The organism is Mycobacterium sp. 23 (assembly GCF_048287075.1).
Lineage (GTDB): Bacteria > Actinomycetota > Actinomycetes > Mycobacteriales > Mycobacteriaceae > Mycobacterium > Mycobacterium gordonae_B.
The window spans coordinates 4,620,250-4,645,868 of the sequence record NZ_JBLVUX010000005.1 but is presented as its reverse complement, the minus strand read 5'-3'; the positions used below and the strand labels follow the sequence as shown (position 1 = coordinate 4,645,868).

The 25,619-nt window shown below is 67.4% G+C and carries 26 protein-coding genes; 12 read left to right on the top strand and 14 right to left on the bottom strand.

The annotated features are described in order from the left end of the window. Nucleotides 1–98: 98 nt before the first annotated feature. From hsaB to hsaA, 4 genes are read right to left on the bottom strand one after another with little or no spacing between them, the layout of a single operon-like run. The gene (gene hsaB, locus ACNQS7_RS22805; protein WP_418014313.1) at nucleotides 99–665 is read right to left on the bottom strand and encodes a 3-hydroxy-9,10-secoandrosta-1,3,5(10)-triene-9,17-dione monooxygenase reductase subunit; all 567 of its coding nucleotides are present in this window, start codon (nucleotides 663–665) and stop codon (nucleotides 99–101) included. A 9-nt stretch (nucleotides 666–674) separates the two neighbouring features. Further along, nucleotides 675–1,577 (bottom strand): iron-dependent extradiol dioxygenase HsaC, encoded by a 903-nt coding sequence (gene hsaC, locus ACNQS7_RS22800; RefSeq protein ID WP_310774607.1) that lies wholly within the window; start codon nucleotides 1,575–1,577, stop codon nucleotides 675–677. Continuing rightward, nucleotides 1,574–2,449 (bottom strand): 4,5:9,10-diseco-3-hydroxy-5,9,17-trioxoandrosta-1(10),2-diene-4-oate hydrolase, encoded by an 876-nt coding sequence (gene hsaD / locus ACNQS7_RS22795; RefSeq protein ID WP_055577660.1) that lies wholly within the window; start codon nucleotides 2,447–2,449, stop codon nucleotides 1,574–1,576. Before hsaD ends, hsaC begins: the two co-directional genes overlap by 4 nt. A 2-nt stretch (nucleotides 2,450–2,451) precedes the next feature. Continuing rightward, nucleotides 2,452–3,636, bottom strand: coding sequence for a 3-hydroxy-9,10-secoandrosta-1,3,5(10)-triene-9,17-dione monooxygenase oxygenase subunit (gene hsaA / locus ACNQS7_RS22790; RefSeq protein ID WP_418014312.1), 1,185 nt, complete (start codon nucleotides 3,634–3,636; stop codon nucleotides 2,452–2,454). A gap of 146 nt (nucleotides 3,637–3,782) precedes the next feature. On the opposite strand from hsaA, the gene ACNQS7_RS22785 reads away from it, so the two are divergent. Next, nucleotides 3,783–4,862 (top strand): 2Fe-2S iron-sulfur cluster-binding protein, encoded by a 1,080-nt coding sequence (locus tag ACNQS7_RS22785; RefSeq protein WP_418014311.1) that lies wholly within the window; start codon nucleotides 3,783–3,785, stop codon nucleotides 4,860–4,862. Nucleotides 4,863–4,907: 45 nt separating this feature from the next. Beyond that, on the top strand, nucleotides 4,908–5,438 hold the full coding sequence (locus ACNQS7_RS22780; RefSeq protein ID WP_418014310.1) for a hypothetical protein: 531 nt from the start codon (nucleotides 4,908–4,910) through the stop codon (nucleotides 5,436–5,438). Between the two features lie 76 nt (nucleotides 5,439–5,514). Here the strand turns inward: ACNQS7_RS22780 and ACNQS7_RS22775 are convergent, their stop codons facing one another. Then, nucleotides 5,515–7,626, bottom strand: a complete 2,112-nt coding sequence (locus ACNQS7_RS22775; protein ID WP_418014309.1) for an acyl-CoA dehydrogenase family protein — start codon at nucleotides 7,624–7,626, stop codon at nucleotides 5,515–5,517. Between the two features lie 244 nt (nucleotides 7,627–7,870). Between ACNQS7_RS22775 and kstR the strand changes: the two genes are divergently transcribed. Then, on the top strand, nucleotides 7,871–8,470 hold the full coding sequence (gene kstR / locus ACNQS7_RS22770) for a cholesterol catabolism transcriptional regulator KstR (protein WP_055577694.1): 600 nt from the start codon (nucleotides 7,871–7,873) through the stop codon (nucleotides 8,468–8,470). A 26-nt stretch (nucleotides 8,471–8,496) separates the two neighbouring features. Here the strand turns inward: kstR and ACNQS7_RS22765 are convergent, their stop codons facing one another. Then, nucleotides 8,497–9,576, bottom strand: a complete 1,080-nt coding sequence (locus tag ACNQS7_RS22765) for a substrate-binding domain-containing protein (protein ID WP_310774615.1) — start codon at nucleotides 9,574–9,576, stop codon at nucleotides 8,497–8,499. Between the two features lie 116 nt (nucleotides 9,577–9,692). On the opposite strand from ACNQS7_RS22765, the gene ACNQS7_RS22760 reads away from it, so the two are divergent. The 7 genes from ACNQS7_RS22760 to ACNQS7_RS22730 all read left to right on the top strand — a co-directional run bounded on the left by ACNQS7_RS22760 (nucleotide 9,693) and on the right by ACNQS7_RS22730 (nucleotide 15,909). After that, on the top strand, nucleotides 9,693–10,568 hold the full coding sequence (locus ACNQS7_RS22760; protein WP_418016112.1) for a metal ABC transporter solute-binding protein, Zn/Mn family: 876 nt from the start codon (nucleotides 9,693–9,695) through the stop codon (nucleotides 10,566–10,568). Nucleotides 10,569–10,573: 5 nt separating this feature from the next. Next, on the top strand, nucleotides 10,574–11,362 hold the full coding sequence (locus tag ACNQS7_RS22755; RefSeq protein WP_418014308.1) for a metal ABC transporter ATP-binding protein: 789 nt from the start codon (nucleotides 10,574–10,576) through the stop codon (nucleotides 11,360–11,362). Further along, nucleotides 11,362–12,210, top strand: coding sequence for a metal ABC transporter permease (locus ACNQS7_RS22750; RefSeq protein ID WP_418014307.1), 849 nt, complete (start codon nucleotides 11,362–11,364; stop codon nucleotides 12,208–12,210). Before ACNQS7_RS22755 ends, ACNQS7_RS22750 begins: the two co-directional genes overlap by 1 nt. Before the next feature lie 80 nt (nucleotides 12,211–12,290). After that, entirely contained in the window at nucleotides 12,291–12,959 is a 669-nt protein-coding gene (locus ACNQS7_RS22745) for a sensor domain-containing protein (RefSeq protein ID WP_418016111.1), read from the top strand. A gap of 26 nt (nucleotides 12,960–12,985) precedes the next feature. Then, nucleotides 12,986–13,744: a LamB/YcsF family protein gene (locus ACNQS7_RS22740; protein WP_418014306.1), complete on the top strand. Its 759-nt coding sequence runs from the start codon at nucleotides 12,986–12,988 to the stop codon at nucleotides 13,742–13,744. After that, nucleotides 13,744–14,664 carry an MBL fold metallo-hydrolase gene (locus ACNQS7_RS22735; protein WP_418014305.1) on the top strand — a complete coding sequence of 307 codons (921 nt, stop codon included), beginning with the start codon at nucleotides 13,744–13,746 and terminating at the stop codon, nucleotides 14,662–14,664. The genes ACNQS7_RS22740 and ACNQS7_RS22735 overlap by 1 nt, the downstream gene beginning before the upstream one ends. A 3-nt stretch (nucleotides 14,665–14,667) precedes the next feature. Beyond that, complete coding sequence (locus ACNQS7_RS22730) at nucleotides 14,668–15,909, top strand: SLC13 family permease (RefSeq protein ID WP_418014304.1); 1,242 nt, start codon at nucleotides 14,668–14,670, stop codon at nucleotides 15,907–15,909. Between the two features lie 74 nt (nucleotides 15,910–15,983). Here ACNQS7_RS22730 and ACNQS7_RS22725 read toward each other — a convergent pair whose 3' ends face one another. From ACNQS7_RS22725 to carD, 8 genes are all read right to left on the bottom strand, one after another. Next, complete coding sequence (locus tag ACNQS7_RS22725; protein WP_418014303.1) at nucleotides 15,984–17,180, bottom strand: PPE family protein; 1,197 nt, start codon at nucleotides 17,178–17,180, stop codon at nucleotides 15,984–15,986. 33 nt (nucleotides 17,181–17,213) lie between these two features. Next, complete coding sequence (locus ACNQS7_RS22720) at nucleotides 17,214–18,422, bottom strand: PPE family protein (RefSeq protein ID WP_418014302.1); 1,209 nt, start codon at nucleotides 18,420–18,422, stop codon at nucleotides 17,214–17,216. A gap of 30 nt (nucleotides 18,423–18,452) precedes the next feature. Next, nucleotides 18,453–18,752, bottom strand: coding sequence for a PE family protein (locus ACNQS7_RS22715; RefSeq protein WP_055577646.1), 300 nt, complete (start codon nucleotides 18,750–18,752; stop codon nucleotides 18,453–18,455). Between the two features lie 454 nt (nucleotides 18,753–19,206). Beyond that, the gene (rlmB, locus tag ACNQS7_RS22710; protein WP_418014301.1) at nucleotides 19,207–20,136 is read right to left on the bottom strand and encodes a 23S rRNA (guanosine(2251)-2'-O)-methyltransferase RlmB; all 930 of its coding nucleotides are present in this window, start codon (nucleotides 20,134–20,136) and stop codon (nucleotides 19,207–19,209) included. Beyond that, nucleotides 20,137–21,543: a cysteine--tRNA ligase gene (gene cysS, locus ACNQS7_RS22705; protein ID WP_418014300.1), complete on the bottom strand. Its 1,407-nt coding sequence runs from the start codon at nucleotides 21,541–21,543 to the stop codon at nucleotides 20,137–20,139. Nucleotides 21,544–21,591: 48 nt separating this feature from the next. Further along, a complete protein-coding gene (gene ispF / locus ACNQS7_RS22700; RefSeq protein WP_156452462.1) occupies nucleotides 21,592–22,071 on the bottom strand; it encodes a 2-C-methyl-D-erythritol 2,4-cyclodiphosphate synthase in 480 nt (159 codons plus the stop codon). After that, nucleotides 22,068–22,745: a 2-C-methyl-D-erythritol 4-phosphate cytidylyltransferase gene (ispD, locus tag ACNQS7_RS22695; protein ID WP_418016110.1), complete on the bottom strand. Its 678-nt coding sequence runs from the start codon at nucleotides 22,743–22,745 to the stop codon at nucleotides 22,068–22,070. Before ispD ends, ispF begins: the two co-directional genes overlap by 4 nt. Continuing rightward, nucleotides 22,742–23,230, bottom strand: coding sequence for an RNA polymerase-binding transcription factor CarD (gene carD / locus ACNQS7_RS22690; protein WP_055577642.1), 489 nt, complete (start codon nucleotides 23,228–23,230; stop codon nucleotides 22,742–22,744). The genes ispD and carD overlap by 4 nt, the downstream gene beginning before the upstream one ends. A gap of 322 nt (nucleotides 23,231–23,552) precedes the next feature. On the opposite strand from carD, the gene ACNQS7_RS22685 reads away from it, so the two are divergent. Both ACNQS7_RS22685 and radA read left to right on the top strand, forming a co-directional pair. Beyond that, nucleotides 23,553–24,122: a hypothetical protein gene (locus ACNQS7_RS22685; protein ID WP_418014299.1), complete on the top strand. Its 570-nt coding sequence runs from the start codon at nucleotides 23,553–23,555 to the stop codon at nucleotides 24,120–24,122. 57 nt (nucleotides 24,123–24,179) lie between these two features. Continuing rightward, complete coding sequence (gene radA / locus ACNQS7_RS22680) at nucleotides 24,180–25,598, top strand: DNA repair protein RadA (RefSeq protein WP_418014298.1); 1,419 nt, start codon at nucleotides 24,180–24,182, stop codon at nucleotides 25,596–25,598. Nucleotides 25,599–25,619 lie beyond the last annotated feature (21 nt).

Sequence of the window (25,619 nt, the reverse complement as noted above, 5' to 3'; positions counted from 1 at the left end):
CTTTTGTCTAAGCTGCGACAAATTGCGGTCAAACCGGTGGACGAATTCACAGTATCGTCAATTGTTCGTGACCCGCGTAAAGGCGGTTGACACGACGGCTACAGCCAGGTGTCATCCGTGGTGGTGGTCAAAAACGCCTCCAGGTCGTCCCGCCACTGCGCCGGCGTCGTTTTGTCCGGCTCGATTCCGGTATAGGAGCCGCGGTAGAACAGCAACGGGCGCGGCTTGATCTTCGGCACTTCGGACAGCGAGCTGACAGCGCCGAAAACGACGAAGTGATCACCGCCGTCGTGCACCGACGCCACCGTGCAATCGATGTAGGCCAGTGACCCGTCGATAATGGGCGATCCGAGTTCTGATGCGCGCCAATCGATTCCGGCGAACTTATCGGGCTCTTTGGATCCGAACCGGGCCGAGACATGCTGCTGCGACTCGGTCAGCACGTTGACGCAGAACCGGCCGCTGGCCTCGATGGCCTGCCAGGACCGCGACACCTTGGTGGGGCAGAACAACACCAGGGGCGGGTCCAGCGACAGCGCGGCGAACGACTGGCACGCGAAGCCGATCGGCACGTCGTCGTGCATGGTGGTGATGATGGTGATTCCGGTGCAGAACTGACCGAGCACGGAACGGAAGGCGCGCGGGTCAATCGGCGCAGCAGTCATTCCTCGAGGCTAGCCACGCATGCCGACGCTGAAGTCGTGACCCCACAGGCTCACCGCGGTGCTCTCCCGCGCAATCCAGTCGTCGTCTTGCACTTTCCGGCCCTCACAACCGAATTCGACGTCGAACCCACCCGGCGTCTTCATGTAGAAGGACAGCATCAGGTCGTTGACGTGCCGGCCCAGGGTGGCCGACATGGGCACCTTGCGGCGCAGCGCGCGATCCAGGCACAGGCCGACATCGTCGGAGTTCTCCACCTCGACCATCAGGTGGACGATGCCCGACGGCGTCGGCATCGGCAGGAAGGCCAGCGAGTGGTGCCGGGGATTGCAGCCGAAGAAGCGCAGCCAGGCAGGCGCCCCATCGGCGGGCCGGCCGACCACCTGCGGTGGCATCCGCATCGAGTCCCGCAACTTGAAGCCGAGTACGTCGCGGTAGAAGTGCAGCGCCTCGGCGTCGTCGCGGGTGGTCAGCACCACGTGACCCAGGCCCTGCTCCTCGGTGACAAACCGGTGGCCGTAGGGGCTGACCACACGACGGTGCTCCAGGGCGGCGCCGTGGAAGACGGCCAGCGGATTGCCGGACGGGTCGTTGAACAGGATCAGCTCATCGACCCGGCGCTCGGCCAGCTCGGCGGCGGTGGCTTCCTTATACGGCGTGCCCTCCACCTCGAGCCGATTCCGGATCTCTTGCAGCCCTGCGGCATTGGCGCATTCCCAGCCGGCCTCGGCCAGCCGGTCCTGCTCGCCGGGCACGATCACCAGCCGGGCCGGAAAGTCGTCCATCCGGAGATAGAGCGCACCGTCGACCGTGCCTTTGCCTTCGACCATGCCGAGCACCTTCAGGCCGTAGTCGCGCCAGGCGGCCATGTCGGTGGCTTCGATGCGCAGATAGCCCAGCGACCGGATGCTCATCTCGCACCTCCTAAGAAATCGATAGTCAGTTTGTTGAACTCGTCGAACTTCTCCACCTGAGCCCAGTGTCCGCACTGCCCGAACACGTGCAACTGGGCCCTCGGGATGGTTTTCAGCGCCACCAGGGCGCCGTCCAGCGGGTTGACCCGGTCTTCACGACCCCAGATCAGCAGCACCGGCTGACGCAGCTTGTACACCTCGCGCCACATCATGCCGAGCTCGAAGTCCGCCCCGGAGAACGACATTCCCATCGCCCTGGTCGCCTGCAGCGACTCCGGGGTGCTGGCCAGCTCGAAGCGCTGGTCGATCAGCTCGGGCGTGATCAGCTTCTGGTCGTGCACCATGATCCGCAGGAACGCCTCGAGGTTCTCCCGGGTGGGCTGCATCGAGAACTTCCCCAACCGCTTGACCCCCTCGGTGGGGTCGGGCGCGAACAGGTTGACGCTCAGACCACCCGGCCCCATCAGAACGAGCTTGCCGGCCCGGTCGGGGTAGTCCAGCGCGAAGCGCACCGCGGTGCCGCCGCCGAGTGAATTCCCCACCAGCGGAACGCGTCCCAGCTCCAACTGGTCGAACAGACCCTTGAGGGCCCGGGCCGCGTACCGGTTGAACTGCCCGTGTTCGGCGCGCTTGTCGGAATGCCCATAGCCCGGCTGGTCCACGGCCAGCACGTGGAATTGCTGTGCCAGGACCGCGATGTTGCGGGAGAAGTTGGACCAACTCGACGCGCCGGGTCCGCCGCCGTGCAGCAGCACCACCGTCTGGTCGTTACCGGCCCCTGCCTCGTGATAGTGCAGCTTCAGCGGGCCGTCGACGTCGACTTCCGCAGTGCGCGAAGTGGATTCGAACGTTATTTCCTCGGTGGCAGTCATCCCTAGACCATGGTGTCGCCGGGCGGCAACCCGAACTCGTTGTTCCCGAAGATCACGTAGGCCCGCTCGGGGTCGTTGGCAGCGTGCACCCGACCGGCGTGCGCGTCACGCCAAAACCGTTGCACCGGAGCGTCACTGGCGAGCGCTGTGGCCCCGGATGCCTCGAACAGCCGGTCGATCGAAGCGATCGCGCGTCCGGTGGCGCGCACCTGGTCGCGGCGGGCCCGGGCGCGCAGCTCGAACGGGATCTCCTTGCCGGCCGACAGCAGCGCGTACTCGTCGGAGACGTTGCCGCTCAGTTGACGCCAGGCTGCGTCGATGTCGCTGGCCGCCTCGGCGATGCGGACCTTGGCGAACGGGTCGTCCTTGGCCTTCTCGCCGGCAAACGCGGCGCGCACCCGCTTGCCCTGGTGCTCCACGTGCGCCTCGTAGGCGCCGTAGGCCATGCCAACAATCGGCGCCGAAATGGTCGTGGGATGCATTGTGCCCCAGGGCATCTTGTAGACCGGAGCGGTGTTGGTCTGATACCCGCCGGCGGTGCCGTCGTTCATCGCCTTGTAAGACAGGAACCGGTGCCGGGGCACGAAGACGTCCTTGACGACGACGGTGTTGCTGCCGGTGCCCTTCAGCCCGACCACGTGCCACACGTCGTCGATACGGTAATCGCTGATCGGGATCAGGAAGGAGCCGAAGTCGACCGGTCGGCCGTCCTTGATGACCGGACCACCGAGGAAGGCCCAGGTCGCATGGTCGCAGCCGGAGGACCAGTTCCACGATCCGTTGACCAGGTAGCCGCCGTCGACCACGACCCCGGCGCCCATCGGTGCGTACGACGAGGAGATGCGGGTCCTGGAATCCTCACCCCAGACCTCTTCCTGGGCCTGCTGGTCGAACAGTGCCAGGTGCCAGTTGTGCACACCGAGGATCGAGCTCACCCAACCGGTGGAACCGCACGCGCTGGCGAGCCGGCGCACCGCCTCGTAGAACAGGGCCGGGTCGCACTGCAGGCCGCCCCACTGCTCGGGCTGCAGCAGGGTGAAGAAGCCGACTTCGTCCAATTCCGCAACGGTCTCGTCGAGCAGGCGGCGCCGGTCTTCGGTGGCCTGAGCGCGCTCCCGGATCCGCGGCAGCAGATCGTCGATGGCAGCTAGGACCGTCTGCGCATCACGCTGTTGAATAGTGGTCACTGACGTATGCCTCCTGGGAGTGCTGACTTACACAAAGACTAGAACACGTTCCGATTTGTGTCGAGCAGGGTATTCCTGCGGCTGGTAGAGATGCGAATCGGGTTTTCTATAACATGTTCTAGTTAACACCGAAGAGAGGAAGCGCCTTGACCGAGGCGGATCTGGACCAAGCCCCCGACGAGCCGCTGGGCGACCATGTCCTGGAGCTGCAGATCGCTGAAGTTGTCGCCGAAACCGACGACGCGCGGTCGTTGGTGTTCGAGGCACCGAGCGATGTTCCCGTCCCGGCCGAGCGGCTGCGTTATGCGCCCGGTCAGTTCCTGACGCTGCGGGTGCCCAGCGACCGCACCGGCTCGGTGGCGCGCTGCTACTCGTTGTGCAGCTCCCCGTTCACCGACGACTCGCTGACGGTGACGGTGAAGCGGACGGCCGACGGCTACGCGTCCAACTGGCTGTGCGAGCACGCCCATAAGGGCATGCGCCTCCACGTGCTCGCCCCCTCGGGCACCTTCGTGCCCAAGACGCTGGACGACGACTTCCTGCTGCTCGCCGCCGGCAGCGGCATCACCCCGATCATGTCCATCTGCAAATCGGCGCTGTCCGAGGGCAGCGGGCAGGTGACGCTCGTCTACGCCAACCGCGACGACCGCTCGGTGATCTTCCGCGACGCGCTGCGCGAGTTGGCCACCAAGTACCCGGACCGGCTCACGGTGGTGCACTGGCTGGAATCGCTGCAGGGCCTGCCGAGTGCGGCCGCGCTGGCCGCGCTGGCCGCCCCGTTCACCAGCCGCCCGGCCTTCATCTGCGGGCCCGGGCCCTTCATGGAGGCGGCGCGCCTGGCCCTGGAGGCGCTGAAAGTCCCTGCGCAACAGGTGCACATCGAGGTGTTCAAGTCGCTGGAGTCCGACCCCTTCGCTGCGGTGAAGATCGAGGACGACGGCGACGAGGCGCCAGCCACCGCGGTGGTGGAACTCGACGGAGAAACCCACACCCTGTCCTGGCCGCGCAGTGCCAAGCTGCTCGACGTGCTGCTGGCCCAGGGCCTGGATGCGCCGTTCTCGTGCCGGGAGGGCCACTGCGGAGCGTGTGCCTGCACCCTGCGCAGCGGCAAAGTGAGCATGGAGGTCAACGACGTGCTCGAACAGCAGGACCTCGACGACGGGCTAATTCTGGCCTGTCAATCTCACCCGGAATCTGATTCGGTAGAAGTGACCTACGACGAGTAGTCGCGGGGATAAGTTCTGCTTGGCGATCGGTGGAAGGGGAGCACGATGAAGCGGCTGTTACCGGGTCTGGCGCTGGGTGGGCTGCTGATGGCGTTGGTGACTGCTCCGGTGGCTTCGGCCGCCAGCAACACCGCGACCACCCTCTTCCCCGTCGACGAAGCTACCCAGATTCAGACGCACAGTTTCGTCGACTGCCACGGCAACGGCAGCTGCGACTTCGTCGCGGGAGCGAACCTGATGACGCCCGACGGGCCGGCGGGTTTCCCGCCGGGGCTGTGGGCGCGGCAGACCACCGAGATTCGCTCCAACAGCCGGGTGGCCTACCTGGACGCCCATGCGACCAGCCAGTTCGAGCGGGTGATGAAAACCGGTGGGGGCGATGTCATTACCACCGTTTACTTCGGCGAGGGACCGCCGGACAAGTACCAGACCACCGGCGTCATCGACTCGACGAGCTGGGCGACCGGCCAGCCGATGACCAACGTGATGGTGTTCGTGTGCACCCACATGCAGGTGGTCTATTCGGGCGTCAACCTCACCTCGCCGAGCACCTGCGCGCAGACGAACTTCGCTTGATTCGCCGAGATTGCCATCACGGCTGCGACTGGACGCCGAACTACAGCCGTAGCGGCCATCTCGCGGTGAAGCCGATCTAGCGGGGCAGCCCCAGCAACCGCTCCGCGGCCACCGTGAGCAGGATCTGCTCGGTGCCACCGGCGATGGTCAGGCAGCGGGTGTTGAGGAAGTCGAACACCGGGCGGTTGCGCACCAGCCCGCCGCCTTCGGACACGTCCATGGTGAATTCGGCGAGCTCCTGCCGGTAGCGCACGCCGATCAACTTCCGCACGCTGGACTGCGCGCCGGGGTCCTTCCCCCCGACCGCCAACTGGGCGATGCGCTGGTCCAGCAGCGCCCCGGCCTGTGCCAGCAGGATCAGCCTGGCCAACCGGTCCTGTTGCGCCGCATCGAGATCCATCGAAGCCAGCACCCGCAGCAGCTCTTCCATGGGATTGCCCAGCGCGGTTCCGGTGGCCATCGCGATCCGCTCGTTCGCCAGCGTGGTCCGGGCCAGCTTCCAGCCGTCGTTGACCGAACCGACCACCATCTCGTCGGGAACGAACACGTTGTCCAGGAAGACCTCGTTGAACAGCGAGTCGCCGGTGATTTCCCGCAGCGGCCGGATCTCGATGCCCGGCGCTTTCATGTCGACCAGGAAGTAGGTGATGCCCTTGTGTTTCGGGACGTCCGGGTCCGTCCGGGCCAGGCACACCCCCCACGCGGCCTTCTGCGCGGCGGACGTCCACACCTTCTGCCCGGTGAGCAGCCAGCCACCGTCCCCGCGGACAGCCTTGGTGCGCAGGGACGCCAGGTCCGAACCGGCGCCCGGCTCGGAGAAGAGCTGACACCACAGGAAGTCACCACGCAGCGTGGCGGGCACGAATCGTTCGATCTGCTCCGGCGTGCCGTGCTCGAGGATGGTCGGCGCCGCCCACCAGCCGATCACCAGGTCCGGTCGCTCGACGCCGGCCGCGGCCATCTCCTCGTCGATCAACAACTGCTCGGCCGGTCCCGCGCCACGCCCATACGGCGCCGGCCAGTACGGTGCCTGCAGCCCCGCCTCCGCTAACGCCACCTGTCGTTTCTCGGCCGGCAGCGCGGCCACCTCAGCGACGGCCGCAGCGATCTCCGCGCGTTGTCCTTCGACTTCCGTCAGGTCGATGGACAGCTTGCGCCGCACCCCGTCCTGGGTCAGCGCGGCAACCCGGCGCAGCCAGTGCTCCAGTCCACCCAGAAAGCGGCCGATGCTGTGGGCGCGGCGCAGGTAGAGATGCGCGTCGTGCTCCCAGGTGCAGCCGATTCCGCCGAGTACCTGGATGCAGTCCTTGACGTTGGCTTTGGCCGCGGCGATGCCGATGCTCGCGGCCGCCGCCGCGGCGATGGCGAACTGCTGGGAGTCCGAGTCGGACGCCGCCCGCGCTGCATCACTGGCGGCCACCTCGGCCTGCTCGGCACGGCAGAGCATCTCCGCGCAGATGTGCTTGATCGCCTGGAAGCTACCGATCGGCTTGCCGAACTGCTCGCGCACCTTGGCATAGGCAACCGCGGTTTCCAGTGCGTAGCGGGTGATACCGGCGGTCTCGGCGGCCAGCAGGGTCGCCGCGAGATCCCGAAGATCGGGAGCCTCCACGACCGTGACTGCGACCGACGTCAGCTCCACCCGCGCCAGTGGCCGGGAGAAGTCTGCGGCCTCCAACGGTTCCAATGCCACCCCGTCGGCGTCCAGATCGATGAGCACCCACGAGTCGCCGGCAGGCAGCAGCAAGATCCCGCCCGCCACGGCGCCCAGCGCCCAGGGAACCGAGCCGGACACCGTCCCGCCATCGAGCTGCACGTCCCCCTCGAGCGCCAGCCCGGCAAAGCGCTCACCGGCCATCAGGGTGCCCAACAGCTCAGGATCGGTGACGACGAGGGTGGCCAGCGCGGTCGTGGCGACCGGCCCCGGCACCAATGCCTTGGCGGCCTCCTCGACCATGGCGCACAGGTCGGAGATACTCCCGCCGGCCCCGCCCTCGTCCTCGGAGACCGCGACACCGAACAGCCCCAGGTCGGCCAGGCCGGCGAAGACCGGCCGCCAGGCGTCGGGGTCGCCCTGCTCCGCGGCGCGGACGGCCAGGCTCGCGGTCTCCCCCGACGCTGCAGTGCGGGCCCAGTCGCGCACCAGCTCGCGTGCCGCGAACTGTTCATCGGTGACGGTCGCTACCACCAGCAGTCCTCCGCGTCATCAAATTCACTTGCCAAGATATCTTTTCTCTACACTAGAACGTGTTCTAATAGTGGAATCGATCGACCGTCAAGTCGGTGATCATCAGGCCAGTACACGACGTTGGCCCGGCGTTAGGGAGGTGGGAGATTTACGCGAAGAATGCGTATCGTTTGCGATCAAATCGCCCGCACGAGGAGCTGCCTGCCACATGTCGCCCGACGGCCAACCGCGCGAGGTTGTGAACATGGCCGTACTGGCTGAGTCCGAACTGGGCTCGGAAGCACAACGCGAGCGCCGCAAAAGGATCCTGGACGCCACCATGGCGATCGCGTCGAAGGGCGGTTACGAGGCGGTGCAGATGCGTGCCGTCGCCGACCGCGCCGACGTGGCGGTCGGGACGTTGTACCGCTACTTCCCGTCGAAGGTGCACCTGCTGGTGTCGGCGCTGGGCCGTGAGTTCAGCCGCATCGACGCCAAGACCGACCGCTCCGCGATGGCGGGCGGCACGCCGTTCGAGCGACTGAGCTTCATGGTCGGCAAGCTCAACCGTGCGATGCAGCGCAATCCGCTGCTGACCGAGGCGATGACGCGCGCCTACGTCTTCGCCGACGCGTCGGCGGCCAGCGAAGTCGACCAGGTCGAGAAGCTGATCGACAGCATGTTCGCCCGCGCCATGAGCGACGGCGAGCCGACCGAGGATCAGTACCACATCGCCCGGGTGATCTCGGACGTGTGGCTGTCCAACCTGCTGGCGTGGCTCACCCGTCGGGCTTCGGCCACCGACGTGAGCAAGCGGCTGGATCTGGCCGTGCGCCTGCTGATCGGCGATCACGAGAACTGCTAGGAGTCAGCGGGTCGCGACCAATCTGACTAGGCGGGCGGTCCCGAGGTGCGCCCCCGGATCAGTTCGGTGGCGAGCAGTTCGACCGCCGGCAACCCGGACCGCGGCGGCTTGAGCACCAGCTCACCCGCGCGGCGCCCCTTCTGCAGGCTGGGTTGCGCCACCGTGGTCAGGCCGCGGCTCAGCGCGTCCTCGACCCCGTCGAACCCGGTGACCGTCAGCTGGCCGGGGACGTAAATGCCATGTGCGCGAAGGTAATCCATCGCCGACAGGGCGAGAATGTCGGCAGTGCACATCAGCGCTGTGATGCGGGGATTTGCCTCCAGGGCAACCTTGGCGGCGTCGCCGCCGGAGGTCGGCAGATGCTCGTAGCTTTCCACCACGGTCAGCGAGTCGGGATTGACGCCGGCTGCCGTCATCGCCTCCCAGACGCCGATGATGCGTTCGCGCTGTACGTCGAAGGTCGGCGACTTCAGCCGCTCGGCGTCCACCAGGCCCTGACGCCGGTCCCGGCCCAGGCGCATGGTCAGCAGTCCGATCTCCCGGTGCCCCAGACCCAGCACATACTCGGCCAACTCGCGCATCGCCGCCCGGTCGTCGATGCCCACCCGGGACACCCCCGGCAGGTCCACGGGCTGATCGACCACCACGACCGGAAGCCGCCGCTGCAGGACCACCTGAAGATAGGGATCGTCGTCGCGCACGGAGTAGACCACGAACCCGTCCACCCCGGCACCCAGCACCGCCGACGTACCGTCCTCGATGCTGCGGCTGGGGCCGACCGCCACCAGGAGCAGGCCCTGGCCCAGCTCCTCGCACGACTGCGCCACTCCCGCAACGAAATCGCGCGCCGCCGGGTCGCTGAACGAGTAGGTCAGCGGCTCGGTCATCACCAGACCCACCGCACCGGCCTTGCGGGTGCGCAGCGAGCGTGCCACCGGGTCGGGCCCCGCATAGCCGAGCCGCTTGGCCGTGGCGAACACCCGGTCTCGGAGTTCTGGCGAGAGCTGATCCGGCCGGTTGAAGGCGTTCGAGATCGTGGTGCGCGACACTTTGAGCTCGGCTGCCAACGACGCCAGAGTCGCCCGCCTGCGCGGAATGGGACTCACGTTCGGTGACGCTACAGCGAGCCCCGGGCACCGCATCGACCGACTTTCTAATGGAAACGATTTTCATTAGTATTATGGGTCGGCCAACCGGCCAGGCGAGAGGATGCGACGTGCGGATGTGGCTTGCGGTCTGCCTGATCTGCTGCGCCGCACTAACAGGCTGCGCCACCGGCGGTCCGGAACACCCGGGTGCGGTGGCCGTGGTGGCTTCCACCGAGGTGTGGGGCAGTGTGGCCCGCACCGTCGCCGGCGGCCACATCACCGTCAAGTCCATCCTGACCGGCGCGGACTCCGATCCGCACTCCTATCAGGCCACCCCCGCCGACGCGGCGGCACTGGCCGACGCCGACCTGGTCGTCTACAACGGCGGCGGATACGACCCCTGGGTCGACCGGGTGCTGGCCGGACACCCCGGAATCCATGCCGTCGACGCCTACTCGTTCCTGGGGCCGGTGAACGAGGCACCCGACGAGCATGTTTTCTACAACCTCGCCGTCGCCAAAGCGGTCGCGATCACCATCGCGGAACGGCTGGCAATGATCGACCCGCCCAACTCAGCGGACTACCGCGCCAACGCGGCCCAGTTCGGCCGCGGCGCCGATGCGATCGCCACCTCCGAGCGCGCGATTGCCACCGCGTACCCGTCCGCCGGCGTCATCGCGACCGAGCCGGTCGTGCACTACCTGCTGGCCGCCGCGGGACTGATCAACCGCACCCCCGTCGGCTTCGAGATGGCCAACGAGAACGACGCCGATCCCGCGCCCGCGGATATGGCGTCCGCCCTGGAGTTGATCAACCAGCGACGGGTGGTGGCGCTGCTGATCAACCCGCAGACCGCCACCGCCGCCACCGCCGATCTGCAGGCCGCCGCTGAGCATGCCGGCGTGCCGGTGACCGAGGTTTCCGAGACCCTGCCCAGCGGCTCGGATTACTTGAGCTGGCAACGCAATACCGTCACCCAACTGGCCACCGCGCTGCAGGCGAACAGCTGACATCTGTGAGCCGCCAAGTAGTCGCGCTGGCCGGTGCCCGGCTGGCCTTCGGTAACCGTGTGCTGTGGGACCACCTCGAGTTGTCGGTGGCGGCCGGCGAATTCGTCGCGGTGCTGGGACCCAATGGGACCGGCAAGACCTCCCTACTCAAAGTGCTGCTGGGGCAACAGCCGTTGAGCGCGGGGACGGTGCGGGTGAACGGATCGGCCGGGTATGTGCCGCAACATCATCCGATCGACCGCGAGGTGATGCTGCGCGGACGCGACCTGGTCGGTCTCGGCGTGGACGGGCACCGCTGGGGTGCGCTGCCGCTGCGTGCCGCGGACCGAACCCGTCGTCGCGACGCCGTGCGACTGGCCCTGCACCAGGTCAACGGCGAACGGCTGGCCGACATCCGGGTGGGCCTGATGTCCGGGGGCGAGCTGCAGCGGGTGCGTATCGCGCAGGCGCTGGCCACCGATCCGGTGCTGATGCTGTGCGACGAACCGTTGCTGACCCTGGATCCGGCCAACGCCAAACTGGTCGCGGAGCTGATCAACCGGCGCCGGCGTGACGCGGGGACGGCCGTCATCGTGGTCACCCATGAGCTCAACCCGATCCTGCCGTACGTGGACCGGGTGCTGTATCTGGTCGACGGCCGGTTCCGCATCGGCAGCGTCGAGCAGGTGATGACGGCGGCGACGCTCTCCGAGCTGTACCGGGCCGACATCGAGGTGGTCAAGGTCAAGGACCGCTATTTCGTCTTAGGCGCTCCGGAAGGCGCTCCGGAAGGCGCTCCGGACGGGCAGGTCTGATGAACGAGCGCCTCACCGAGATGCTGGACCACCTGTTCGCCTTCGACCTGACTGCCCATCTGCTCCGGCATGACTTCGTGCAGCAGGCGCTGCTCGCGGGGGTCCTGCTGGGATTGGTCGCCGGACTGATCGGCCCGTTCATCGTGATGCGCCAGATGTCGTTCGCCGTGCACGGCTCGGCGGAATTGTCTTTGACCGGAGCGGCATTCGCACTGCTGGCCGGTTTCGAGGTAGGGATCGGTGCGCTGGTCGGCAGCGCGCTGGCGGCGGCCCTGTTCGGAATCCTGGGCCAGCGCGCCCGGGAGCGGGACTCGGTGATCGGCGTGGTGCTGGCCTTCGGCCTGGGTCTGGCGGTGCTGTTCATCCACCTCTACCCGGGCCGAACCGGGACCAGCTTCGCGTTGCTCACCGGCCAGATCGTCGGGGTCGGCTACTCGGGGCTGGTCATGCTGGCGGTGGTGTGTGCGCTGGTCATGGTGGTCCTCGGCATCTGCTACCGCCCACTGCTGTTCGCCACCGTCGACCCGGACGTCGCCGCGGCCCGGGGCGTCCCGGTGCGCCTGCTGGGCATCGTATTCGCGGCGCTGGTAGGCGTGGTGGCCGCACAGGCCGTCCAGGTCGTCGGAGCGCTGCTGGTGATGTCGTTGCTGATCACCCCGGCCGCGGCGGCCGCCCGGGTGGTCAGCAGGCCGGCGGCCGCGATAGGCACCTCCGTGCTGTTCGCCGAGCTCGCCGCGGTCGGGGGGATCGTGTTGTCACTGGCGCCGGGAGTTCCGGTGTCGGTGTTCGTGGCGACCATCTCATTCCTCATCTACGTGATTTGCTGGTTAGTCGGGCGACGCCGCTGAAGAGCATTTAAGCTGGTAGAACGCTCGAACTTGGGGGGGAACCAGTGCGCTTGCAGATCGCCGCGCTGGCCGGCGCGTGCATGCTGACCGCCGGTTGCACCGACGTCGTCGACGGCACCGCTGTCGCCGGGGAGAAGGCCGGCCTGGCTAACCAGACGCCGATACCGGTGAGCGCGCTCGACGACCTGATGCTGGACGCCAGCCAGGTCAACAGCGCACTCGGCGCCACGTCGATGAAGGTCTGGTTCCAGGCCAAGGTGATGTGGGACTGGAGCAAGAACGTCGACGACAAGAACTGCCTGGCCGTCGACGGGGCCGCGCAGGGCAAGGTGTACGAGGGCACCGGGTGGACATCCATGCGCGGCCAGCGCCTGGACGACAGCATCGACGACTCCAAGAAGCGCAAGCACTACGCGATTCAGGCCGTGGTGGCCTTCCCGAACGCCCAGGACGCCAGCAACTTCTACAACTCCTCGGTGCAGAGCTGGAAGTCGTGCTCGAACCGCCGGTTCAACGACGCCAGCCCCAACCAGCCCGCCACCGTCTGGTCGGTGGGCGACGTGACCAACGACAACGGCCTGCTGACCAGCTCGCAGGTCCAGGAGGGCGGGGACGGCTGGAGCTGTCAACGCGCCCTGACCGTTCGCAACAACCTGGCCATCGACGTCGTCACATGCGCCTATAACGAGAGCGGTCCCTCCGCGACGAGCATCGCCAACCAGATCGCCACCAAGGTCGCCAAGTTGTAGCGTGCCCGGCCTTCTAAGCTGGCCAGGTGGCCCGCATTGACCTCAACGCCGACCTGGGCGAAGGATTCGGCGTCTGGCAGCTGGGCGACGACGAAGCCATGCTCGGGATCGTCAGCAGCGCCAATGTGGCGTGCGGCTTCCACGCCGGCGACCCGGCCGGGCTGCTGCGGGTATGCCGGTCGGCCGCCGAGCGCGGCGTGCGGATCGGCGCGCAGGTGAGCTACCACGACCTGGCCGGCTTCGGCCGACGCTTCATCGACGTCGCCGCAGAGGACCTGCTGGCCGACGTGGTCTTCCAGATCGGCGCTCTGCAGGCCATCGCGCAGGCGGCCGGCTCCACGGTGGCCTACGTCAAGCCCCATGGGGCGCTGTACAACTCGATAGTCTCGCACCGCGATCAGGCGGCTGCCGTCGCCGAAGCGGTTGCGACGGTGGACGCTTCGTTACCGGTGCTGGGCATGGCGGGTTCGGCGTTCTTCGACGAAGCCGACCGCCGCGGTTTGCGTACGGTCGCCGAGGTGTTCGCCGACCGCGCCTACCTTCCCGACGGCCGACTGGTCCCGCGCCGGGAACCCGGTGCCGTACTGGATGATCCGGTGGACATCGCCCGCCGGGTGGTGAACATGGTCAATGCCGGCGAGGTGACCGCAACCGACGGTACGGTGCTGCGCGTCACAGCGGAATCTGTTTGCGTACATGGTGATTCGCCCGGTGCCGTGCAGATCGCGACCGCCGTCCACGAACAGCTCCGCACCGCCGGGGTCGAGATCGGAGCATTCTGCTGATGCGACTGAAACTCGGCCGCCCCGACCTCACTCAACATGCCGGAAAATTCAATGTTCCTGCGGCAGGACAGGATTCGCCACTCTGGGTGACCTGGATGGGGGTGGCCACACTACTCGTCGACGACGGCGCCTCGGCGTTGATGACCGACGGCTACTTCTCCCGCCCCGGTCTGGCCTCGGTGGCAGCCGGGAAGGTGGCACCGTCGGAGGCCCGCGTCGACGGGTGTCTGGCCCGGGCCAAGATATCGCGGCTCGCCGCCGTCATCCCGGTGCACACGCATATCGACCACGCGCTCGACTCCGCCCTGGTGGCCGACCGCACCGGCGCCCAACTCGTCGGCGGCGAATCGGCGGCCAATCTGGGCCGCGGACACGGACTCCCGGCAGAGCGGATCGTCGTGGCGGCGTCCGGTGTGCCAATGACCCTGGGCGCCTACGACGTAACGCTGATCGAGTCGCACCACTGCCCGCCCGACCGGTTTCCGGGCGCGATCAGCGCTCCGGTGCGACCGCCGGTGAAGGCCTCGGCCTACCGCTGCGGCGAAGCATGGTCGGCACTGATACAACACCGGCCGTCCGGCCGGCGGCTGCTCATTCAGGGCAGCGCCGGTTACGTCGCGGGTGCGCTGGAAGGCGTGAGTGCCGATGTCGTCTACCTCAGCGTCGGACAGCTCGGCCTGCAACCTCGGTCCTACATCACCGAATACTGGGATCAGACGGTGCGGGCGGTGGGCGCGCGCCGCGTCATCGGCATCCATTGGGACGACTTCTTCCGTCCGCTGACAGAGCCGTTGCGGGCCTTGCCTTTTGCGGGTGACGACCTGAACGTGTCGATGCGGCTGCTGGACGGGCTGGCTGCGCGGGACGGCGTTGTCCTGCAGTTGCCCACCGTCTTCCGGCGCGAAGACCCCTGGGCATAGACGTTGCTACTAGTCCTCTCGCTGGTGTTGCTGGCGGTCGTTCTGGGGTTTGCTGTCGCGCGTCCCAGGGGCTGGCCGGAAGCGGTGGCAGCCGTTCCGGCCGCGGCTGTGCTGATCGCGGTCGGGGCGATCTCGCCGCACCAGGCGGGTGCCCAGGTGTCCGGACTGGCGCGGGTGGTCGCGTTTTTGGGCGCCGTACTGGTGCTGGCCAAACTTTGTGACGACGAGGGCCTGTTCGAGGCCGCCGGAGCGGCGATGGCGCGCGCCAGCTCCGGATCCCAGGGATTGCTGCGCCAGGTGTTCGTCATCTCCGCGACCATCACCGCGGTGCTCAGCCTCGATGCCACCGTGGTGCTGTTGACCCCGGTGGTGCTGGCCACCGTTCGCCAGCTCCGGACTCCGGTGCCCCCATATGCGTATGCCACCGCTCATCTGGCCAACACCGCCTCGCTCCTGCTCCCGGTGTCGAATCTGACCAATCTGCTCGTCTACCGCGGCGCGAACATCTCCTTCACCAAGTTCACCCTGCTGATGGCCCTGCCATGGCTGAGCGCGGTCGCTACCGTCTACCTGGTCTTTCGGCTGTTCTTCGCCCGGGACCTGCGCACCCAGCCCGATCCCGAACATTCGGCGCCGCCACCGCGGCCGCCGGTATTCGTCCTGGCCGTCGTGGCGCTGACGCTGGTGGGATTCGCCGTGGCCGAATGGTTGGACATCGCACCCGCCTGGGCGGCGTTGGCCGGCGCTTCGGTGCTGGCGGTGCGCAGCCTGCGGCACCGGCGCACCACGGTGGGCGAGATCGCGGCTTCGGTCAACATCCCGTTCCTGGTTTTCGTCCTCGCGCTGGGCATCGTCGTGCAGGCCGTCATGCTCAACGGGATGACCGCCAAAATGTCCGCGTTGGTGCCGCACGGATCAGGCCTGGCCGCACTGCTGGGCATCGCGGCGCTGGCCGCCGTGTTGGCCAATGTCGTCAACAACCTGCCCGCCACGCTGGTACTGGTGCCGCTGGTGGCTGTCAGCGGACCGGCGGCCGTGCTGGCGGTGCTGATCGGGGTCAACATCGGGCCCAACCTGACCTACGTCGGTTCCCTGTCCAATCTGTTGTGGCGCCGGGTACTGCGCCAGTACCAGGTGCAGGCCGGAGCCGGCGAATACACCCGGCTCGGCTTGTGCACCGTGCCCGCCGCTCTGGTGGTGGCGGTGCTCGCACTCTGGGCGAGCGTCCAGGTCTTCGGGGTCTGACTTTTCGGGTGCGACCAGACGCAAAATCGCATGAAACGCGGACGTTTCATGCGATTTCGCGTCTGCTGGCCGTGCTAACCCGCCGCCGGCGGCCTCGTCATGAACGTCAGCCGGTGCCCATAGGCCGGAGTCCTGCGGCCGTTGCCGGCATTCACGAACTGCCCGAACGGCGGCGCCACCGGCACATTGCTGCCGACGGCCCCCTCTGCCGCTGCCGAGATCGAGGTGGCATTGCTGATCGCCGTCACCCCGGACCCGGCGGGGGCGGTCGCCGACGTCCAGCTCACCGGGACCGACAATCCGCTGCCGAGCGGAACCGCCTTGCCAAGGCCTGCCGCCACACCACCGACGCTGCCGGAGAGTTTGGGCAGGGCCCCGGCCGCGCCCCCAACGGCCGCCGGGACCTTCGGGAACGCGGGAGCCACATCATTCGCAAAGGAGCCGAGCTTGGCGAAACCGGCCATTTCGTCGCCAAGAAACAGCGTGCTCTGCAGCTCGTATGCCACTGAGTTCAGGTAGGGCGAGATGTACTTGCTGTAGAGCGGGACCAGGTCGTCGAACGGCGTATTGGCGACGATCCACTGGTCGATCGCGTTGAACTGACCGTTGAGTGGCGAAGACAGCGTCTGCAGCACGTCGCCCAACCGCGGCATGATTTGTGCTCCTACGCTGTTGAGCTGGGCTTGTACAGCTTGACCCGCGCCCTTGAACGCCCCGACGGCCTGGTCGACCAGGTTGAGCGGGTCGGTAGCGTCGGCGGGCTGAGGCAGCTCGTTGAGCTGAGTTGCCGCCGCCGAGCTACCGGCATAGTTGTACATCGCCGCCGCGTCCTGAGCCCAGAACTCCATGTAGAGAGCCTCAGTGGCCGCGATCGCCGGAGTGTTTATTCCCAGAAAGTTGGTCGCGACCAACACGGCCAGCAGTGCGCGGTTTGCCGCGATCACCGGCGGCGGAATCGACGCCGCGAAAGCCGTGTCGAAGGCAGCCGCGGCCGCGAAGGCCTGGGCGGCGGCCTGCCCGGCCTCAACGGCACCGCTGTCCAGCCAAGTGATGAACGGCGTCACCGCCGACAGCAGCGACTCCGACGCAGGCCCCAACCACGGACCGTTGGTGAGCTCGGCGATCACCGACCGATGGCCGGCCGCGGCGGTTTCGAAGTCGCCGGCCAGGCCACTCCACGCCGCCGCGGCAGCCAACATCGGGCCAGCCCCCGGACCGGCATATATGCGCCCGGAATTGATTTCGGGCGGCAACAGACCATAATCGACCATCGCTTGTTATCCCCGTTGCGTTGATCGGCCCGGTTAACCGGCGGCTGGCGGCTTGGCCATGACCGAGGGCTTGAACCCGTATTGCGGGGCATTGCGGCCGTAACCGCCGTTGACGAACTGTCCGAACGGCGGTGCCATCGGAAAGCTGTTACCGCCTTCGACCGCGGCCGGGATCGCCGATGCGATGCCTGGATTGGTCGTCGCGTGCCACGGGACCCAGTTCGCGGGAACCGCCAAGCCACCGATCGCCGTCGCCTTGCCCAGGCTGCCGGCCACGCCACCGAGACCGGCGCCCAGGTTGCCCGCCGCCTGGCCAGCAGCAGCCGCCGCTGCAGGGGCCGCCTCGGCGGCAGCCGAAGCGGCGGCCTTCGCGGCGGCAGCGGCATCCTTGTTGAGCGTGTTCGCAATGCCCGCGAGGCCGGTGAAACCGCTGGTGTTCTGCCCGATCGTCTGCGTCGACTGGGTCAGGGCCGCGACTGAGTTGATGTACGGCGAGATGTACTTGCTGTAGAGCGGGACGATGTCGTCGAGCGGGGTGTTGGCCATGATCCACGCGTCGATCGCTGCACCCTGACCGTTCAACGGCGTGGACAAGGTCTTGACTACGTCGCTCACTCGGGGGCCCACCGTTGCGCCGAGGTTATTCAGCTGGGTTTGAACACCCGAACCCGCGGCCTTGACCGCCCCGATCCCCTGATCGAGGAAGCCGATCGGGTCGACCGCGTCGGCCGGTGCCGCCAGCGGCGTCAAATTCGTTGCGGCTGCGGCGCTTCCGGCGTAGTTGTACATCGCTCCCGCGTCTTGCGCCCAGAATTCGCCGTATTGGGCTTCGAGCATCGAGATCGCCGAACTGTTCTGGCCGAGCAGGTTTGTGGCGATCAACTGCTGGAGCATGGCGCGGTTGGCCGTAATCAGCGGCGGCGGGACGCTGCCCGCGAACGCCCTCTCGTATGCGGCCGCCGCGGCGGCCGCCTGCGTCGCGGTCTCGGCAGCCTGCTCGGAACTGTTGCTGAGCCAGGTGATGAAGGGCGAGACAGACGAAACCAGCTTCGCGGAAGCCGGCCCCAGCCAGGGACCGCTCGTCAGCGCCTCGATCACCGAGCGGTGCCCCGAGGCCGCCGCCGCGAAGTCGGCGGCCACGTTGTTCCAGGCCACCGCCGCGCTCACCAGTGAGGCTGCCCCGGGCCCGGCGTAGATCCGCGCCGAGTTGATCTCGGGCGGCAGCATTCCGTAGTCGACCATTGCTCTTACTCCCCTATCGCCTCAGGCCGCTCAGTGGGCCAACGCGGCGTTGGCCGCCTCGGTCTCGGCGTAGCTGGCCCCATTAGTTGCCAGGTTCGCGGCGATCATCGCCTGGATCCTGGACGCCTGCGCGCTCAGTTCCTGGAATCGCTGGCCGTGCGACGCGAACTGAGCCGCGGTCAGGATCGACACCTCGTCGATGGCCGCGGGAATCACCCCGGTGATGGGCCCGGCAGCGGCTGCGCTGCCCACGTTCATCGCCGCACCCAGGGACTGCAGGGTGCTGGAGGCGGCGGTCAAGTGCTCGGGCAGTGTGCGTACAAAAGACATGAGAATTCCTCCGGCGGTTGTGTGGAATTGGGGCTCAACACTCAGATGAGTTGTCCGTGTATTGCCGTTGATCTTCAGATGGCGCCTACGGTTATCGCTCGATCTGACACCAGAAAGCGCGGAATACTACACCGCTGGTTGTCACTGGTCCATAGCTTTCGGGCCAACCCATGCGAAAGACAGTAGATCCATAGCGAAGACACAGAAACCGATAACGCCAACTATTCACCGCTTGCAAACTTTTGTTCAGCGTGCGTTAAACAAGAAGGCAGAATTTAAATCATGACCTGCGGAAATGGGGTCGAGTGCCGTCCCCGGCAGACCGTCTGGCCGACCTCCGAATTCTTTGAGTTCACTATGCCGACACGATTCCTGTGAGTTCTCACAGAATCATGGAGCGCAGGGTTCCGCCCTCCTCGATCGGTGATGCTGTGACGCCGTGCGGCGGCGTCGCTCAGCTTCTGCGTTGCCGCGCGATTTCGGCGAGCACCACGCCGGCCGCCACCGCGGCGTTCAGCGACTCGGCCTGCCCGGCCATCGGGATGGAGACCACCTCGTCGCAGTTCTGCCGCACCAGGCGGGACAAGCCTTTGCCTTCCGAGCCCACGACGACCACCATCGGGTCGGTGCCGTCCAGGTCGTCCAGCACCGTGTCACCACCGGCGTCCAGTCCGACGACCCGCAATCCGCGATCGGCCCAATCCTTCAGTGTCCTGGTCAGATTGGTCGCCCGCGCTACGGGGATCCGGGCCGCCGCCCCGGCGCTGGTGCGCCACGCGACGGCGGTCACCGAGGCGGATCGCCGTTGCGGTATCACCACACCGTGCCCGCCCAGGGCCGCCACCGAGCGCACGATCGCGCCGAGGTTGCGTGGGTCGGAGATGTTGTCCAACGCGACCAGTAACGCCGGCGGGCTTTCCAGGGCGCTGGCGACAAGGTCATCGGGGTGGGCGTAGTCGTAGGGCGGAACCTGCAGAGCGATCCCCTGGTGAAGATGGTTGGCCGTCATCCGGTCGAGATCGCTGCGCGGCACCTCCAGAATCGCGATGCCCTTGTCGGCGGCGCGTGCCACGGATTCGGTCACCCGCTCGTCGGCCTCCACTCCAAGCGCGACGTAGAGCGCGGTCGCGGGAACCCCGGCGCGCAGGCATTCCACCACCGGGTTCCGGCCGAGCACGGTCTCGACCTCGTCCACCGGCTTGGCCGGCCGCTGCTGTTGGGGTTTGGCGCGTCTGGCGGCGGGGTGGTTGGGACGCAGGTGCGCGGGCGGTGTGGGACCACGGCCTTCCAGGCCGCGACGGCGCTGCCCGCCAGAGCCGACCGTGGGCCCCTTCTTGGAGCCGGCTTTCCGGATCGCACCCCGACGCTGTGAATTACCGGCCATTTATTTGACGTCACCGCCCAGCGTCCACTGCGGTCCGTCGGCGGTGTCGGTGACCTCGATGCCGGCTTGTTTGAGCCGGTCGCGAATCTCATCGGCCAGCGCCCAGTTGCGCTCCTCGCGCGCCTTCTTCCGATTCTCGAGTTCGGCCTGGACCAGCACGTCGACCGCAGCGAGAGCGGCGGACGTCTCGTCGCGGGTCTCCCAACGCTCATCCAGGGGGTCGCAGCCCAGGATTCCCATCATGGCGCGGATGGCGGACGCGCTCTTCAAAGCACCTTCGTGATCTCCGGCGTCGAGCGCACGGTTGCCGTCGGCGCGCGTGTGGTGGATCTCCGCCAGCGCCATCGGCACCGCCAGGTCGTCGTCGAGCGCGGCCGCAAATCGCGGAGTCCACTCGCCGGGACACACCGTCCCCACCCGGCTGCGCACGCGGTGCAGGAACTCCTCCACGCCCACATACGCTTTGACCGCATCCTGCAGCGCGGTCTCGGTGTACTCGAGCATCGATCGGTAGTGCGCGCTGCCGAGGTAGTAGCGCAGCTCGGCGGGCCGAACCCGTTGCAGCATCGCCGGGATGGATACCACGTTGCCCAGCGACTTGCTCATCTTCTCGCCGCCCATGGTCACCCAGCCGTTGTGCAGCCAGAAGCGTGCGAACCCGTCGCCCGCCGCACGGCTCTGGGCGATCTCGTTCTCGTGGTGCGGGAAGATGAGATCCATGCCGCCACAATGGATGTCGAATTCGGGTCCCAGGTAGGTGCGGGCCATCGCCGAACACTCGATGTGCCAGCCCGGGCGTCCGCGTCCCCACGGCGACGGCCACGACGGCTCACCGGGCTTTGCGCCCTTCCACAAGGTGAAGTCGCGCTGGTCGCGCTTGCCGGTGGCCGCGCCCTCGCCCTGATGCACATCGTCGATCCGGTGGCCGGACAACTGCCCGTAGTCCGGGTAGCTCAGCACGTCGAAGTACACGTCACCCGCCGCCGGGTAGGCGTGCCCCGTTTCGATCAGGCGCTCCATTAATTCGACCATCTGGGTGATGTGCCCGGTCGCCCGCGGTTCCGCCGAGGGCGGCAGGACGTCGAGCGCGTCGTACGCCGCGGTGAACGCCCGCTCGTGCGTGGCGGCCCACTCCCACCAGGGGCGTCCGGCCGCCGCGGCCTTGTTCAGGATCTTGTCGTCGATGTCGGTGACATTGCGGACGAACGCCACGTCATACCCGCGGGCCGTCAGCCAGCGGCGCAGGATATCGAAGGCAACGCCGCTGCGGACATGGCCGATGTGCGGGAGCCCCTGTGGGGTGGCGCCGCACTGGTAGATGGAGACGTGCCCCGCGCGCAGCGGCACGAAATCACGCACGGCTCCCGTCGCCGTGTCATGAAGCCGCATTTGGGCACGATCGGTCACGACGTGCCAGCTTACTGCCTGCACCTGCGGGACCCCGGCGGCCGGTGTTCATCGGAGCGGAATGACAAGGGCCGTCGCGATGGCGGCGAGACCTTCTCCCCGCCCGGTGAGGCCGAGTCCGTCGGTGGTGGTGGCTGCCACCGACACCGGTGCGTTGAGCAGCCGGGAGAGCACCGCCTGGGCCTCGTAGCGGCGCCAGCCGATCTTCGGACGGTTACCGATCACCTGTACCGCCGCATTGCCGACCATGAAGCCGTTCTCGGTCAGCAACTCAAGAACGTGGCGCAGCATCTCGGCACCGCTGACACCCTTCCAGCGGGGGTCATCGACGCCGAACACGCCTCCGATGTCGCCAAGACCGGCGGCGGACAACACCGCGTCGCAGAGCGCATGGATCGCCACGTCGCCGTCGGAGTGCCCCGAACAACCGTCGGCACTGGGGAACAGCAGGCCTACCAGCCAACACGGTCGCCCGGGTTCGATCGGGTGCACGTCGACACCCATACCGACGCGCGGCGTCTGCATCACTGCCGCACTATAGCCTTGGCCAGCATCAAGTCGAGCTGCGTGGTGATCTTGAACGCAAGCGGGTCGCCGTCGACGACCTGAACCTGCCCGCCCATGTGCTCGACGAGGGATGCGTCGTCGGTGAAATCGCCGGAGTCGGCGGATGCCTGCTCGAAGGCGCGCAGCAGCACTTCGGTGGCGAACCCTTGCGGTGTCTGTACCGCACGCAGGCCCGCCCGTTCCGGCGTGCCCAGGACCACCCCGTTGGCGTCGACGGCCTTGATGGTGTCGGAAACCTGCAACCCCGGCACCACCGCGCCGTGTCCGTCCCGCAGCGCCTGCACCACTCGCGCGATCAGCGGCGGTGGCGTCAGCGCCCGGGCCGCATCGTGCACCAAGACGAACTCGGGCCCTGTGTCGATCACTGCCGACAAAGCCAGCCGCACGGATTCGGTGCGGCTGGCTCCGCCGGCCACGATGGTGGCGAGATGTCCCAGGATCAATTTGGCCTCGTCGGTGCGATCCGGAGGGACCGCGACGACTACGGTGTCGACGACGCCGGACGCACGCAGGCCTGCTACGGCCCGCTCAACAAGCGACTGTCCTTCGAGCTGATAGAACGCCTTGGGTACGCCGGCAGCCAGCCGGCGCCCAGAACCTGCGGCCGGAACGACCGCGACTACGTTTCCGTTCAGGAGGCGGCAGCCAGGACCTCGTCCAGGATGGTGTCGGCCTTGGCCTCATCGGTGCTCTCGGCCAGCGCCAACTCGCCGACCAGAATCTGCCGGGCCTTGGCCAGCATCCGCTTCTCGCCCGCCGACAGGCCGCGCTCCTGGTCACGGCGCCACAGGTCACGAACGACCTCGGCCACCTTGTTCACGTCGCCGGAGGCGAGCTTCTCCAAGTTGGCCTTGTAGCGACGCGACCAGTTGGTGGGTTCTTCGGTGTGCGGAGCACGCAGGACCTGGAAAACCTTGTCCAGGCCTTCCTGGCCGACGACGTCGCGGACGCCGACGTATTCGGCGTTATCGGCGGGCACTCGAACAGTCAGGTCACCCTGCGCAACTTTCAAGACGAGATACTCTTTTGGTTCCCCTTTAATGGTCCGAGTTTCGATCGCCTCGACTAACGCAGCACCGTGGTGTGGGTAGACGACGGTGTCACCGACCTTGAAGATCATATGATTCGAGCCCCTTTCGTTAGTTCATTCTAACACGCCGCCTCCACGCGTGTAGATCAACGGTGCAGGTCAGGGGCACGCTGCGCGCAATTTAGGGGTTGACAGGCGAGCTTAGACGTGCAGTGGGGCCGCGCCGCGGCCACGTCCAGCCCGGCGTCACAAGCGCCTCCGAGCCCGCGCGCCTGCGCCCGGATGCGGCGGCCCCAACGGCCGGGCCGGTCGACACCGGGCATCCCGCCGCTACCGTCATCGGTACCGTGCTACTACTCTGCATAGTTGAAATTGCGCCTGAATTGCGACGGGGCCGACCAGGAGGCATTGCGTGAACCACTCCAACATCCGCCTGCCATTCCGCCCGGCAAAGCTGACCGCGTGGTTGGCCGCTGTCGCGCTGGCCGTGGTCGCGCTCAGTGGTTGCGGAACCGGACAAATATCCCAGACTGCGGCACAGGAGCCCGCCGTCAACGGCAACCGGGTCACGATCAACAATGTCGCGCTGCGCGACATCCGCATCCAGGCCGCGCAGTCCGGCGACTTCCTGCAGCCCGGCAAGTCAGTCGACCTGGTCCTGGTGGCGATCAACAACTCACCGGACGTCAACGACCGGCTGACCGGCATCACCAGCGACATCGGCAACGTGACGGTGTCCGGTGACGCCAAGCTGCCGGCCGGCAGGTTGTTGATCGTCGGCACCCCGGAGGGTCAGGTCGTGGCACCGGGACCGTCCGATGGCAACGGGGCGGCCAAGGCGACCGTCAACCTGTCAAAGCCGATCACCAACGGACTGACCTACAAGTTCACCTTCAAGTTCGAGAGGGCAGGCGAAGCCAGCGTGCAGGTGCCGATTTCGGCCGGCATGCCCCAAATGCACGAGGGTTCGACCCACCCCTGACCGGCCGGTCGGCGTTCCTTCCCGGGAACTGTCACACCCTCCCGATACCGTCACGGGGTGGCCAACGCGCGATCGCAATACCGATGCTCGGAATGCCGCCACGTAAGCGCCAAATGGGTCGGGCGCTGCCTGGACTGCGGCAACTGGGGGACCGTGGAAGAGGTGGCCGTACTGGCCGCCGTCGGCAACGGCAAGCGCTCGGTGCCGTCCGGGTCGCGGGCGGTGCCGATCAGCGCGGTCGAGCCGAATAAGAGCCGGCATCAGACCACAGGTGTGGACGAACTGGACCGCGTGCTGGGCGGCGGCGTGGTTCCCGGTTCGGTGACGCTGTTGGCGGGCGATCCCGGCGTCGGCAAGTCCACCCTGCTGCTCGAGGTCGCGCACTGCTGGGCGCAGCGGGGACGGCGCGCGCTCTATATCTCCGGCGAAGAGTCCGCCGGCCAGGTGCGACTGCGGGCCGACCGGATTGGTTGCGCCGGCGCCGCTTTCGACGAGATGTACCTGGCCGCCGAATCCGACCTGCACACGGTGCTGGAGCACATCGAGACGGTGCGGCCGGCGCTGGTCATCATCGACTCGGTGCAGACGATGTCCACCACCGAGGCCGACGGCGTCGCCGGGGGCGTGACCCAGGTGCGAGCGGTGACGGCCGCTCTGACCGCGGCCGCGAAGGCCAACGGTGTCGCGATGATTCTGGTCGGACACGTCACCAAGGACGGAGCCATCGCAGGGCCTCGCTCGCTGGAGCACCTAGTCGACGTTGTGCTGCACTTCGAGGGCGATCGCAACGGGTCGCTACGGATGGTCCGCGGCATCAAGAACCGGTTCGGGGCCGCTGACGAGGTGGGATGTTTCCTCTTGCACGACAGCGGCATCGAAGGGGTCGCCGATCCGTCGAACCTTTTCCTGGATCAACGGCCAAACCCGGTTCCGGGAACCGCGATCACGGTGACCCTGGACGGCAAACGACCGCTGATCGGCGAAGTCCAGGCGCTGCTGGCCACCCCGAACGGCGGCTCGCCGCGGCGGGCCGTCAGCGGCATCGACCACTCCCGCGCCGCGATGATCACGGCGGTGCTGGAAAAACACGCCCAGCTGCGTCTTTCCGTCAACGACATCTACCTGTCCACCGTCGGCGGCATGCGGTTGACCGACCCCTCGTCAGATCTGGCGGTGGCCACCGCGCTGGCCTCGGCCTACGTCAACCTGGCGCTGCCCACCACCGCGGTGATGATCGGTGAGGTCGGTCTGGCCGGTGATCTTCGCCGGGTGCACGGCATGGACCGGCGGCTGGCCGAAGCCGCTCGTCAGGGCTTCACCATCGCGCTGATCCCGCCGGGTTGCAAGACCATTCCCGCCGGTCTGCGCGCCCTGAGCGCGGCCACCATCGGCGAGGCGCTGCAGCATCTGATCGGCATCGCCGAGCACCGCCCTGCCGCCGAAGTGGGGTGGCAACCACTCGAGAGGCCCCGGTAGGGGTCCCCTCGCCCGGGCCGC

Bases quoted from the DNA above. Each gene is read 5' to 3' on its own strand.
- hsaC (WP_310774607.1), bottom strand. From the start codon at position 1,577: ATGAGCATCCGGTCGCTGGGCTATCTGCGCATCGAAGCCACCGACATG.
- ACNQS7_RS22735 (WP_418014305.1), top strand. From the start codon at position 13,744: ATGCGACTGAAACTCGGCCGCCCCGACCTCACTCAACATGCCGGAAAA.
- ACNQS7_RS22715 (WP_055577646.1), bottom strand. From the start codon at position 18,752: ATGTCTTTTGTACGCACACTGCCCGAGCACTTGACCGCCGCCTCCAGC.
- carD (WP_055577642.1), bottom strand. From the start codon at position 23,230: ATGATCTTCAAGGTCGGTGACACCGTCGTCTACCCACACCACGGTGCT.
- ACNQS7_RS22720 (WP_418014302.1), bottom strand. From the start codon at position 18,422: ATGGTCGACTACGGAATGCTGCCGCCCGAGATCAACTCGGCGCGGATC.
- ACNQS7_RS22780 (WP_418014310.1), top strand. From the start codon at position 4,908: ATGAAGCGGCTGTTACCGGGTCTGGCGCTGGGTGGGCTGCTGATGGCG.
- kstR (WP_055577694.1), top strand. From the start codon at position 7,871: ATGGCCGTACTGGCTGAGTCCGAACTGGGCTCGGAAGCACAACGCGAG.
- ACNQS7_RS22760 (WP_418016112.1), top strand. From the start codon at position 9,693: ATGTGGCTTGCGGTCTGCCTGATCTGCTGCGCCGCACTAACAGGCTGC.
- ACNQS7_RS22750 (WP_418014307.1), top strand. From the start codon at position 11,362: ATGAACGAGCGCCTCACCGAGATGCTGGACCACCTGTTCGCCTTCGAC.
- ACNQS7_RS22745 (WP_418016111.1), top strand. From the start codon at position 12,291: ATGCTGACCGCCGGTTGCACCGACGTCGTCGACGGCACCGCTGTCGCC.
- hsaB (WP_418014313.1), bottom strand. From the start codon at position 665: ATGACTGCTGCGCCGATTGACCCGCGCGCCTTCCGTTCCGTGCTCGGT.
- hsaD (WP_055577660.1), bottom strand. From the start codon at position 2,449: ATGACTGCCACCGAGGAAATAACGTTCGAATCCACTTCGCGCACTGCG.
- rlmB (WP_418014301.1), bottom strand. From the start codon at position 20,136: ATGGCCGGTAATTCACAGCGTCGGGGTGCGATCCGGAAAGCCGGCTCC.
- ACNQS7_RS22725 (WP_418014303.1), bottom strand. From the start codon at position 17,180: ATGGTCGATTATGGTCTGTTGCCGCCCGAAATCAATTCCGGGCGCATA.